This is a genomic window from Gammaproteobacteria bacterium (assembly GCA_011375345.1).
GTDB lineage: Bacteria > Pseudomonadota > Gammaproteobacteria > DRLM01 > DRLM01 > DRLM01.
Map to the genome: position 1 here is coordinate 1 of DRLM01000007.1, position 12,103 is coordinate 12,103.

Here is a 12,103-nt window from a genome sequence, read left to right on the forward strand (position 1 = left end):
ACGCTGTGTCGATCTGCCTCCCCCGAGCCTCAACATCCTGCTGATCACGACGAACGCAGCCACGAACCCAGCATGTTTCAATTCACCACCCTCCCCCCCCTCGCCCTGTACGTTCATTTCCCCTGGTGCGTGCGCAAATGCCCCTATTGCGACTTCAACTCCCACGAAGCACGGGACGGCGTTCCCGGGCGCGGCTATGTGGCCGCGCTGCTGCGGGATCTGGAGCAGGAACTGCCGGATATCTGGGGCCGTTCAGTGGAGACGGTGTTCATCGGTGGCGGCACGCCCAGTTTGTTGTCGGCGGAGAGCCTGGATGAATTGCTCTCCGGCCTGCGTGCCTTGCTCAATTTCCCCGCCACCGCCGAGGTGACTTTGGAGGCCAATCCGGGCACGGTGGAGGTGGACAGGTTCCGCGATTTCCGCGCCGCCGGGGTAAACCGGCTGTCCCTGGGCGTGCAAAGTTTTGATGACGAGATGCTGCGCCGCCTGGGCCGCATCCACAGTGGCGCCGCAGCGCTGGCCGCTGCAGAAACAGCACTGGCGGCGGGCTTTGAGCGGGTGAATCTGGATTTGATGTACGGCCTGCCCGGTCAGACCGTGGCCCAGGCCGAGGCTGATCTGGCGCAAGCTCTGGCGCTGGATCCCGGCCACCTCTCTCACTACCAGCTCACTCTGGAACCGAACACAGCGTTTTTTCTGCATCCTCCCGCACTGCCGGACGATGATACGCGCTGGGCCATGCAGGAGACCTGTCAGGCGCGGCTGCAGGAGGCGGGCTACGAACACTATGAAGTCTCCGCCTACGCCCGGCCCGGCCAGCGCTGCCGTCACAATCTCAACTATTGGCACTTTGGCGATTATGTGGGCATCGGCGCCGGCGCCCACGGCAAAATCACCCACTTGACGACGCAAACCATCACCCGCCGTGCCAAACTGCGCCATCCCAAAGCCTATCTGGAACAGGCCGGGGGCGAGGGACGTATCAGCGAGCGGCGGGTGCTGGGCCGGCGCGAGGCGGCTTTTGAATTCATGCTGGGTGCCCTCAGGCTCACCGAAGGTTTTCCCCCGGCCCTGTTTGCCGGACACTGCGGGCTGCCGCTTACCGTGGTAGGTGATGCGCTCACAGAGGCCGAAGCCAAGGGTTTGATCGAGTGGGACATTCACCGGCTGCGTCCCACCGAGCTGGGGCAGCGGTATCTCGACGATCTGGTGGGGATGTTTCTACCGGACGAGGCCCCCGCCCGTTAAACTAGCGGCCTTTGCCCCCCTTTGCAAAAGGGGGAGCGAATGACACTTTCCGATATCAAGAAAGCGAGCCCCATGCCCACCGTTGTCCTGCAAGGTCCCACCATCACCCCCGATGCCGCCACCCACGCTGCCGAATGTTTGCGCGGGGTGCTGGACAGCCGCGCCAGCCATGTCCGCATCCACACCGGGCAGCCGGTGCAGCGTGACACCATCCAACGCTTGCGCGACGGGCTCAGGGCCGATGTCAATCTGCTCCCACCCGACTTCGATCCCGGGCGGGTACGGCTGTTCATCACCGATATGGACTCCACCCTCATCGGCATCGAGTGCATCGATGAAATCGCGGACTATATCGGCGTCAAAGCCCAGGTGGCTGCCATCACCGAAGCGGCCATGCGGGGTGAACTGGACTTTGAACAGTCCCTCGTCCGCCGGGTGCAATTGCTCGCCGGACTGGACGCCAGCGCCCTGGAGCGGGTCTACGAAGAACGACTGCGGCTGAACCCCGGCGCGGAAGCCCTGATCGAGGGTTTAAAAGCACGGGGTATCAAGCTGGCCCTGGTCTCCGGTGGCTTTACCTTTTTCACCGAACGGCTGAAAAAACGCCTGGGCCTGGATTACACTCTGGCCAACACCCTGGAAATCCGGCAAAACCGACTCACCGGCCGCGTGCTCGGCAACATCGTGGGCGCCAAAGCCAAGGCCGACTTCCTTGCCAGCCTGTGCAAGGCGTTGAACATCCACCCCGCCCAGGCCATCGCCGCCGGCGACGGTGCCAATGATTTGTTGATGCTGGAACAGGCGGGCCTCAGCGTGGCCTATCATGCCAAACCGGCCCTGCAGGCGCAGGCCGCGACAGCGTTGAACCATTGCGGCTTGAATGGGGTGTTGGCCTTTTTGGAAAACTGACCGCATTTCTCACCCGGGGCAAGATGACCGCGGCGGGCAAAAGCTGGTGAACGGCCGCCTGGCCGCCATGCCGCAATCTTCCCGCAAGCGGTGAACCCGGGGGGCGGACAACATCGCCCAAGGCCCGTCAGCGCTGCCCGGTCAAGCACTCCCAGGTAGATGCGCACGGTGCCCGGCATGAAGCGGTTGGCGGCTTCCACCCGGCCCAGGGCATGACGTTCGCACAGGGCCAGGCAGCGGGAAAAGGTGCGATAGGCGCTCAACATGCGTCCGGCAGCGTATTCGGCGCCACCGATGCCGCTCAAGGCGCGGGCTTCGTCCTCGCCGCGCAGATACACGACATCACTGTGACCACCTCCCTGGCAATTGTTGAGCGGGCGCTGAAACCGGTGCAATTCCATACGGCGACCCACCAAGGGCGCGCGGGAGTGTCAACGGAACACGAAAACTGACCCAGCCGTTTCAGTCAACTGTTCACTCCTCTGGGTCCGCACCTTGGCCACCTCGTCCGGCCGGCGCCGCGCCTTGGCACTGGCGGTGGCCACGTCCAGCCGTAGTCCTGACCTGTTTGATTGCCGCCCGCGAAATACGGGCGCCATTGTGTGAAATGGCTGGTATTTCGCGGGCTCGCATTGACTTGCGCCAATGGCGGCACATCCCTGTGCCGCGCTATTAACCCGACAATCCTAATTGCCGGGTTAATAGCTCCGCGCCCGGCAGGGTTCCGCTGGCGGCCGCCCCGTATCCTGCCTTAAAATAGCGGCCCCTTGTCACTCACTATGGAGTGCCCGGACATGTTTTCTTTTCCCCTTTGTCGCTCAGCCGCGGTGCTGATGGCAGGCGTGTTGCTGGGCGCCTGCGCCGTGGTGCAATTGGGGCGCGACTTTCCGCTTACCGCGTTCACGTCCAAAGTGGAGCGCGGCGTGACCACCCGGCAGCAAGTGCAGGACTGGCTGGGTCCGCCGGCGGGCACCGGGGTGGAGGTGGCCCGGGATGGCAGCCGTTACGATCTTTGGACCTACTACTGGGGCAAGGGCAAACTGCCAAAAATGGCCAACGCCCGGTTCAAAATGCTGCAGGTGAAATTCAACCGCCGCGGCGTGGTGCAAAGTTATAACTGGTCGGGGGAACAGGCCCCGTAGCGCTCATGGCGGAACGCCTCACCCAGCACCGTCTGCCCCGCGGCCGCGGCGCCACAGGCAATCCGGATCACCGTTTCGAGCACTGCTCGCGCGGGCAGGTGGATGACGGCTGGGGCAGTCTGGACGAGCCGCCGCCGCCCTTGCGCACCACGCTGACGGTGGACCGCAGTCGCAGCATCATCAATTACAACGATTCGCCCGATGTGGGCTTCGACCGCTCCATCAATCCCTATCGCGGCTGCGAACACGGCTGCGTGTATTGCTTCGCCCGCCCCACCCACGCCTACCTGGGCTTGTCACCGGGGTTGGATTTCGAAAGCCGTCTGTTCTACAAGCCCGACGCCCCGGCCCTGCTCTGCCAGGAGCTGAGCAAACGCGCCTACCGGGCCCGGCCCGTGGCGCTGGGAATCAACACCGACGCCTACCAGCCCGTGGAGGACCGCCTGCGCCTGACCCGCCGCATTCTCGAAGTGCTGGCTCACTGCCGCCATCCGGTCACCATTGTCACCAAGTCCTGGCGCATCGAGCGGGACCTGGATTTGTTGCAGGAGCTGGCGCGGAACCGGCTCATTGCCGTCATGCTGTCCCTGACCACCTTGGACCATGGCCTGGCCCGCAAACTGGAACCCCGTGCCGCCGCCCCCGCCCGGCGGCTGAAGACAGTGCGGCGCCTGCACGCTGCCGGCGTGCCGGTGGGGGTGCTGGTGGCCCCTGTCATTCCCATGCTTACTGATTCCGAGCTGGAACGGATATTGGCCCAGGCAAGGGAGGCGGGTGCCCGGGCCGCAGCTTATGTGTTGCTGCGCCTGCCGCACGAGTTGAAAGCCCTCTTCCGGGACTGGCTGGCAGCCCACGTCCCCACCCGGGCCGAGCGCGTCATGCACCGCCTGCAAGACTGCCGCGGTGGCCAAGACTACCAGGCGCGGTTCGGCACCCGCATGACGGGAACGGGGGAATACGCCGGCTTGATTGCCCAGCGTTTCCGGCTGGCCAGCAAGCGCCTGGGATTTGGGGAGATGCCGGAACTGAATACGGCAGCTTTCCGGCCGCCGGGGGCCGAAAGCCAGATGGCCTTGTTTTGACAGGAGACAAAAACCGCGCCTTGCGGCACCAACGCTGCCCAGCGGCCGAGGAGTCAAGATGGAGCGGGTGATGGGAATCGAACCCACGTCATCAGCTTGGGAAGCTGAGGTTCTACCATTGAACTACACCCGCGTGGCGGCACATTTTTACCTGGAACGCGCGCCGGGTCAATGCACGGCCGCCCTTCCCCGGAGAGAAAATGGCGAGTCACTTTTGCAAATGAATATCGAGGGGTGCTATGAACATCATCGTAAACGGAGAACCCCAGACCGCGGTGGACGGTCTCACCGTCGCCGGATTGCTGGAGAACATGGGCTTGGCGGACAAGCGTCTGGCAGTGGAGGTGAACCGGGAGATTATTCCCCGCAGCCTGCACCGCGAACACCGGCTGGCGGAAGGCGACCAGGTGGAAGTGGTGCTGGCCATCGGCGGTGGCTGAGGGGTGTATACTGCATTGTTTCAGTTTGACAGTGTAGGATTTTTCCATGGCAGAGCGCTCCTCTTCGTCCGACGCCCCCCTGATTATCGCCGGGGTTGAATACCGTTCCCGGCTGCTGGTGGGCACGGGAAAGTACAAGGACTTGACCGAGACCCGCCTGGCCACCGAGGCCAGCGGCGCGGAGATCGTCACCGTGGCCGTGCGCCGCAGCAACATCGGCCAGAACCCCGCTGAGCCCAGCCTGCTGGACGTGCTGCCCCCCGAGCGCTACACCATCCTGCCCAACACCGCCCTGTGCTACACCGCCGAAGACGCCGTGCGCACCTGCCGCCTGGCCCGCGAGCTGCTCGACGGCCACGAGTTGGTGAAGCTGGAAGTCTTGGGGGACGAAAAAACCCTGTTTCCCGATGTCGTGCAAACGCTGCGCGCCGCCGAGACCCTGATCAAAGACGGCTTCAAAGTGATGGTCTACACCAACGACGACCCCGTTGTTGCCAAGCGGCTGGAAGAGATGGGCTGCGTCGCCGTGATGCCCCTGGCCGCACCCATCGGTTCGGGGCTGGGCATCCGCAATCCCTACAACCTTCTCGAAATCGTCGAAAACGCCCGGGTGCCGGTTTTGGTGGACGCCGGTGTGGGCACTGCCTCCGACGCCGCTGTGGCCATGGAGCTGGGCTGCGACGGGGTGCTCATGAACACCGCCATCGCCGGCGCCCAAAACCCCGTGCTTATGGCCTCGGCCATGAAAAAAGCCATCGCGGCAGGGCGGGAGGCGTATCTGGCCGGGCGTATTCCGCGCAAGCGCCACGCCTCGGCCTCGTCGCCCCTCGCGGGGACATTTTTTGCCTGATTGGCCGCAAAGGGCGCGACGAAATGCAACATCATCAAACTGATTCCGCAGGCTGAGCTGTGATCACCCTGCGGGCAGGCAGGGATGGCTTGTGACGCTGTGCGGTTCTTCGCGCCCTTCGCGGTAGACAGCAGAAACCTCAATGAACTCACCCCGCCGACGCATCCGCAGTTTCGTCCGCCGCGAGGGCCGCTTTACGCCCGGGCAGCGCCGCGCCTTTGACACGCTGTGGCCGGGCTACGGCATCGACCCAGCGCCGGGCTTTTTGGATTTTGACGCGCTGTTCGGCCGCCGGGCGCCGCGGGTGCTGGAAATCGGTTTCGGCAACGGTGACAACCTGCTGCACATGGCAGCGTGCGAGCCGGACACGGATTTTCTCGGCATCGAGGTCTATCGTCCCGGCGTGGGCCGCTTGTTTCATCATTTGCGGGAACGCGACATCCGCAATGTGCGCGTGATCTGCGATGATGCCGTTGCCGCGCTGCAACAACGCATCCCCGACGCCAGCCTGGACAAGGTGTTGTTGTTCTTTCCCGATCCCTGGCCCAAGAAACGCCATCACAAACGGCGTCTTGTGCAAACCGCGTTTGTCGAACTGGTGGGAAAAAAACTCAAACCGGGGGGATGCTTCCACGTTGCGACGGATTGGGAGGAATACGCGGAACATGTGCTCGCTCTGATGGCAGGCGCGCCCGGCTTTCTCAATCTGGCCGGTTCGGCACGTTATGCGAAACGGCCCCCGTACCGGGTCTGCACCAAATTCGAACAACGCGGCCAACGGCTGGGGCATGTCATCCGCGACCTGCTCTTCCGCAAGACATAGGCCCGCGCGCTACCCGCGGGAGTCGACCCGATACGGCTCCAGCACCACGCCCTGGGTTTCATAAGCGAGGAACGTCACGTATCCCTTGTAGCGCTGCTCCCCGGTGGACGCGAATTCAAAACGAAACACACGCCGCACCCGCAGGCGCCCATGGCGGTCGCGCTGCAAGCCCATGGCGGACAGAATAATGCTGTCATCCAAAAACTGAACACCCATTTCCCCGCAATGGTGCCGCGCTGCGCCCAATGCAAGGCGTTCAATGTCCACCGTGTGCCACCACAGCAGCAGCGCCAGCGCGACGAGGAACAAGGCGATGAGTTCGACAAGACCCAAAGTCATTCTGGCAGACCTGTCCTCCTTGTACTGGCATCAGGGCAGCCCAAACCGCGGCGGGGCAAAAGGACTCACCTGCGAGTGCTGTACGGCCGCACCGGCGCTGACTGTACTCGAAGCCGCCACCGCCAGCCGGCCCGGCATACCCTGAGTCAACGTGCCTGTCGTGCCTCCTGTTTGGTGACTGGCCGGTCGGGCTGATGGGCAGCACCGTTTATTGCGCTGCCATTTTCATTATGGCCATCTCCTGGCAGACGATGTCCCAGATAAACCCCATCAGCTCACGGGCGATGGCCACGCGCAACATGATGTCTAAACAATCATCCGGGACAACAGCTCTACGGGAACAGGCGGCCGCCGCCGATGCTGATCACCGCGATGCCGATGATCAGGTTGATACCCACCCAGCGGCGGATACGCGCCAGGTGCCGGCCCCCGGCCTGCCAGTTTTCCTGTGCCACCGCCTGGCATAGTTGGCGGTAAGGCGAAAAGTACACCAAGAGATAAATCGTCACCATCACCAGGCCCAGGCCGTGCATCAGGTGCACATACGGCGGCGCGCCGGTAAAGCCCCCGAACAGGCTGAACAACATGAGATAGCCGCTCAGGGGCAGCAGGATGACCGCCCCCCACACCCAGGGGAAAAAGCGGCCGAACACGCCCACCCACAAGCGCAGGCGCTCCGGCGGCTCCAGCCCGGCGGCAGCGACCGGGCGCAGCACCATATAGGCAAAGAACATCCCGCCCACCCAGACGGTGGCGGCGAGCAGATGGAAGGGCAGTACAATTCCCATGTCAGCCTCGCAAAGTCAAAACCGCATTTTATCCTCCAGGCGCGGGACCGGCACAAGGACTGGGGCTTTTTGCTTTTTGGGTTTTGTCCGGCTATGGTTCTGGGGCTTGTTGCGCCAATATCCGCCTTGGTGTTTTCACAGGGCGCTGGTTTTGGGGCAGGGGGCTTAGACGAGCGGCGCCGGGTGCTGGCTGCCGCCAATATCGCAACACGCACCACCAAGGTGGCCAAGGTGTACATCAGCTCCAGTGGCAAGGTGCAGGTGTCACTGGAAAACTATGTGGGCAAACCGGAAGCTTTTGAAAAAATCTTTACTCGTGGCATGTCCGCCCTAAATACGGCGAAGAATCGTTTCGTCAGAGAAATGAGAAAGTAGTTGCTGATATTGTGCGCCTGTGCTTGAGCGGTAGGGGCGCGCCCGGGTGCGCCCCTGCCGTTTGTTTTTTCGCGAACCCGGAGGCTGCTTCGGACCCCGTGTTTTTCACCAGCCGGATGAGTCCCCGCTCGTTCTTGAGTTTTCCCGGAAAAACGCTCTGCGCCCGGCATTGAGCTGGTTCAGAATATCGCTTGTGAAAACAAAATCCGGCGGATCTTTGCAGGCACGGCTGGGAAACACCGGGTCAAGTCGATGTTTTCTCCCATTGTTTTTTCAGCCGCTGGGCTGAAACGGGCAGCGCCGTTTTGAGCTCCTGGGCGAACAGCGAGACGCGATATTCTTCCAGCCACCAGCGATAAGTGTTCAGTTCCGGATCAAGCCGCTGCTCCCGACGCTGCTTTTCCATGCGCTGCAGACACTGTTGCCACAAAGGTGAAATCTCGGCGGTGAGTTGTCTGTCCCGCAGGGGGTTTGCGTCCAGTTTGTCCAGGCGTCTGGACACGGCCTGCAAGTACCGCGGCAGATGGATCAACCACTGGGGCGGTGTTTGCGCCACGAAGCCGGGATAGATCAAATGGTCGAGTTGCCCGCGGATGTCGCTCAAGGCTTTGAGCCAGGCGGGTGAGGCGGCGCCCTTGAGCCGTTTGTTGAGCGCCTGATAGGTTTGCAATGTTTTCTGCACCACGGCCCCCAGTTCATTGGCGGCCGGCACCAGGGCCGCTTGGGCCTGGGCCAGGCGCTGTTCGAAGTCAGCCTGCTCGCGCACGGTCTCGCCGTGCAAACATACTCGGTCCAGGGTGGCGTTGATCAGGTCGTCTTTGAGGGTGGCGCAGCTGCCCAGGGGCGCATAGGCCAGACACATCTGCTGCAGGTCTGGCAGATTTTTGGCGAGACATTTGATTTGTGGCGCCAGTTTGCGTTTGAACAACTGCCGCAGGCCCAGGCGGTGGGTGGCAGCCGCCTTCTCCCGCTGATCCAGAAGGCGCAGCGCCACGGTCTTGTTTTCTGCCACCAGGGCGGGATAGCCCATCACACGCAGTTCCTGGTGTGCCAGGGTCACCTGCTCCGGCAGGTCGCCGAAATCCCAGTCGGTGACGCTGTCGCGTTCCAGCTCCCAGGTGGGCAGGCGTGCGAATGTGGCGGCGGCGCGCCCGCCCTCGCGCTGCTGAAGCTGGCGCAGATCCCGGCCCTGCGCCACCGTGGTGCCCTGTTCGTCGATGATGCGGAAATTCATGTGCAGATGGTCGGGAAGCCGGTCCGCCTGCCAGGCCTGCGGCGGTATTTCCATCCCGGTGATTTTTCGCAGATGGCGGCCCACGGCGTCCACCAGGGCCTCATCCCCGGGCACCAAAGCCTCGATGCACGCTTGGGCGAAGTTGGGGGCGGGGACGAAATTGCGCCTTAAGTGTTTGGGCAGGGTTTTGATCAGGGCGGCGATCTTTTCCTGCAACAAGCCCGGTACCAGCCACTGGAAGGGTTCGGCCCTGAGCTGATTGAGCAGAGCCAGGGGTACGGTGACGGTCACGCCGTCGGCGGTGGTGCCCGGCTCGAAATGATAGCTGAGGGGCAGCGTCAGGCCTTGTACCTGGACGTGTTCGGGAAACGCCTCCGCGGTGAGTTCGGTGGCATCCCGCCGCATCAAGTACGCTTTGGTCAAAAACAACCGCCGGGGCCGGTTCTTTTCCTCCGTTTTGCGCCAGGCCTCGAAGGTGCGCACATCAAAAATGCCTGCCGGCACGCGCTCGTCATAAAACTGAAACAGGGTTTCTTCGTCCACCAGGATGTCGTGGCGGCGGGCTTTGTGTTCCAGTTCCTGCACGTCTTCCAGCACGGCGCGGTTGTGTTGGAAAAACGGCGCGCGGCTGTCCCACTCGCCCGCCACCAAAGCGCCGCGGATGAACAATTCGCGCGCCAGTTTGGGATCAATGGGGCCGTATGGCACTTTGCGTCCGGTGACGACGGGCAGGCCGTACAAGGTCACCCGTTCCCTGGCCAGGACGGCGCCGGCCTTTTTCGACCAATAGGGCCCGCTGTAATGGCGTTTGAGCAGATGGGCCGCCAACGGCTCGAGCCAGGCGGGGTCGATCCGGGCCGCGATGCGGGCGTAGCGGCGGCTGGTTTCCACCACTTCTGCTGCCATGATCCACTGGGGCGGTTTTTGGCACAGGCCCGAGCCGGGAAACAGGTGAAATTTCACGCCCCGCGCCCCCAGGTATTCGCGCCCTTCCCGCCGCAGGCCCACTTGGCCCAGCAAGCCGGCCAGCAGGGCGCGGTGCACGGCGGCGTAGTCGGCGGGCTGCTCATTGGGCTCAAGGCCCAGTTCCCGGGTCAGACTCAAAAGCTGGCCATGGGTGTCGTGCCAGTCCCGCAGGCGCACATAAGAGAGAAACTGCTCGCGGCAATACTGACGCAGCTTGTTGTTGCTGAGGTGGCGGGCCTGGTGGTGATACTGCTCCCACAGCTTGAGGTAGCCGAGAAAATCCGAGCGCGGATCCCGGTAGCGGGCGTGCGCTTCGTCGGCCGCTTGTTGCCGGTCCAGCGGCCGTTCGCGCGGGTCCTGCACGGCCAGGGCGGCGGCGATGATGAGCACTTCGCGCAAGGCCCGTTCCTGGTCGGCGGCCAGGATCATGCGGCCGATGCGCGGGTCCACGGGCAGCCTGGCCAGGCGGCGTCCCAAGCCGGTCATGCGGTGGCGGGGGTCTACGGCGCCCAGCTCTGCCAGGGTCTGATAGCCGTCGCGGATCAGCCTGGGGTCGGGCGGATCGACGAAGGGAAAACGGTCCACCGCGCCGATGTGCAAGGCTTCCATTTGCAAAATCACGGCGGCAAGATGGGAACGGAGGATCTCCGGTGCGGTGAAGCCAGGCCGGCTGAGAAAGTCCTCCTCTGAATAGAGCCGGATGCACACCCCCGGTCCCACCCGGCCGCAGCGTCCCGCCCGCTGCCTGGCCGATGCCTGGGAAATGGCTTCGATAGGCAGGCGCTGCACTTTGGCGCGGTGGCTGTAGCGGCTGATGCGGGCCAGGCCCGTATCCACCACAAAGCGGATGCCGGGCACGGTGAGGGACGTCTCCGCCACATTGGTGGCCAGCACGATGCGGCGCCCGCCATGGGGCTGGAACACTTTGTTTTGCTCTGCCGCCGCCAGGCGTGCGAACAGCGGCACGATCTCGGTGTGGGGCGGATGGTGCTTGCGCAGGGCCTCCGCCGTTTCGCGAATGGCCCGCTCGCCGGGCAGGAACACCAGCATGTCCCCCGGCCCTTCCCGGGCCAGTTCGTCCACGGCGTCCAAAATGGCGGATTTCAGGTCGCGGTCGCGGCTGTCTTCGTCCCCCGCGCTCAAGGGGCGGTAGCGCACGTCCACGGGATATGTGCGGCCCGAGACTTCGATGACGGGTGCGCCGCCGAAATGGCCGGCGAAACGCGCCGGGTCGATGGTGGCAGAGGTGATGATGAGCTTGAGGTCCGGCCGCTTGGGCAGCAGGCGTTTCAGATAGCCCAACAGAAAGTCGATATTGAGGCTGCGCTCATGGGCCTCGTCGATAATCAGCGTATCGTACTGATCAAGGAAGCGGTCACCCTGGATCTCCGCCAGCAGAATGCCGTCGGTCATCACTTTGATGTAAGCATCCCGCTGAACGTGGTCGCCAAAGCGCACCTTGTAGCCCGCTTGTTGCCCCAGCGGCGTGCCCAGCTCCTCGGCAATGCGGGTGGCCACCGCCCGGGCGGCGATGCGGCGTGGCTGGGTGTGGCCGATGTAGCCCGTCACGCCGCGGCCCAGTTCCAGGCAGATTTTGGGCAGCTGGGTGGTTTTGCCCGAGCCCGTCTCGCCGCAGATGATCACCACCTGATGGTCGGTGATGGCGCGGGCAATGGCCTCCCGCTTTTGGCTGACGGGCAGCTCGGCGGGAAAAGTGGGTGCGGGCAGCGCCGCCGCGCGGCGCTCGCGGCGGGCGCGGGAGGCCGCCGCGGCCTTGGCGAGCGCGGCCAGTGCCTGCGGCTCGGGCCGTCTTTTCAGCGCCTGCCACCGTTGCCTGAGGCGGTACCGGTCCACCCGCAGCGCGTGGGCGATGTCCGCGGCAATGGTGTCGATGGTGTCGTCCAAGT

General features: G+C 63.8%; 12 protein-coding genes and 1 tRNA gene. 9 read left to right on the forward strand and 4 right to left on the reverse strand.

Annotated elements, in window-relative coordinates:
• Positions 1–72: 72 nt before the first annotated feature.
• The 5 genes from ENJ19_00450 (at position 73) to ENJ19_00470 (ending at position 4,381) form a co-directional block, all read left to right on the forward strand.
• Positions 73–1,248, forward strand: a complete 1,176-nt coding sequence (locus ENJ19_00450) for an oxygen-independent coproporphyrinogen III oxidase-like protein (protein HHM04197.1) — start codon at positions 73–75, stop codon at positions 1,246–1,248.
• Between the two features lie 72 nt (positions 1,249–1,320).
• Complete coding sequence (gene serB / locus ENJ19_00455; protein ID HHM04198.1) at positions 1,321–2,157, forward strand: phosphoserine phosphatase SerB; 837 nt, start codon at positions 1,321–1,323, stop codon at positions 2,155–2,157.
• Between the two features lie 212 nt (positions 2,158–2,369).
• Positions 2,370–2,609, forward strand: a complete 240-nt coding sequence (locus ENJ19_00460; GenBank protein HHM04199.1) for a hypothetical protein — start codon at positions 2,370–2,372, stop codon at positions 2,607–2,609.
• Positions 2,610–2,951: 342 nt separating this feature from the next.
• Positions 2,952–3,299, forward strand: a complete 348-nt coding sequence (locus ENJ19_00465; protein HHM04200.1) for a hypothetical protein — start codon at positions 2,952–2,954, stop codon at positions 3,297–3,299.
• A 5-nt stretch (positions 3,300–3,304) separates the two neighbouring features.
• The gene (locus tag ENJ19_00470; GenBank protein ID HHM04201.1) at positions 3,305–4,381 is read left to right on the forward strand and encodes a PA0069 family radical SAM protein; all 1,077 of its coding nucleotides are present in this window, start codon (positions 3,305–3,307) and stop codon (positions 4,379–4,381) included.
• 59 nt (positions 4,382–4,440) lie between these two features.
• On the opposite strand, the gene ENJ19_00475 is transcribed toward ENJ19_00470, so the two are convergent.
• A tRNA-Gly gene (locus ENJ19_00475) sits at positions 4,441–4,514 on the reverse strand.
• A gap of 106 nt (positions 4,515–4,620) precedes the next feature.
• On the opposite strand from ENJ19_00475, the gene thiS reads away from it, so the two are divergent.
• The 3 genes from thiS (at position 4,621) to trmB (ending at position 6,494) form a co-directional block, all read left to right on the forward strand.
• The gene (gene thiS / locus ENJ19_00480; GenBank protein HHM04202.1) at positions 4,621–4,821 is read left to right on the forward strand and encodes a sulfur carrier protein ThiS; all 201 of its coding nucleotides are present in this window, start codon (positions 4,621–4,623) and stop codon (positions 4,819–4,821) included.
• A gap of 46 nt (positions 4,822–4,867) precedes the next feature.
• Positions 4,868–5,671, forward strand: a complete 804-nt coding sequence (locus ENJ19_00485) for a thiazole synthase (protein ID HHM04203.1) — start codon at positions 4,868–4,870, stop codon at positions 5,669–5,671.
• A gap of 142 nt (positions 5,672–5,813) precedes the next feature.
• A complete protein-coding gene (trmB, locus tag ENJ19_00490; GenBank protein HHM04204.1) occupies positions 5,814–6,494 on the forward strand; it encodes a tRNA (guanosine(46)-N7)-methyltransferase TrmB in 681 nt (226 codons plus the stop codon).
• Between the two features lie 9 nt (positions 6,495–6,503).
• Here trmB and ENJ19_00495 read toward each other — a convergent pair whose 3' ends face one another.
• Entirely contained in the window at positions 6,504–6,833 is a 330-nt protein-coding gene (locus ENJ19_00495; GenBank protein HHM04205.1) for a DUF3301 domain-containing protein, read from the reverse strand.
• 332 nt (positions 6,834–7,165) lie between these two features.
• The gene (locus tag ENJ19_00500; protein HHM04206.1) at positions 7,166–7,621 is read right to left on the reverse strand and encodes a hypothetical protein; all 456 of its coding nucleotides are present in this window, start codon (positions 7,619–7,621) and stop codon (positions 7,166–7,168) included.
• Between ENJ19_00500 and ENJ19_00505 the strand changes: the two genes are divergently transcribed.
• Complete coding sequence (locus ENJ19_00505; GenBank protein ID HHM04207.1) at positions 7,598–7,996, forward strand: hypothetical protein; 399 nt, start codon at positions 7,598–7,600, stop codon at positions 7,994–7,996. The genes ENJ19_00500 and ENJ19_00505 overlap by 24 nt on opposite strands.
• Before the next feature lie 244 nt (positions 7,997–8,240).
• Here ENJ19_00505 and hrpA read toward each other — a convergent pair whose 3' ends face one another.
• The gene (gene hrpA, locus ENJ19_00510) at positions 8,241–12,068 is read right to left on the reverse strand and encodes an ATP-dependent RNA helicase HrpA (GenBank protein ID HHM04208.1); all 3,828 of its coding nucleotides are present in this window, start codon (positions 12,066–12,068) and stop codon (positions 8,241–8,243) included.
• Positions 12,069–12,103: the final 35 nt, after the last annotated feature.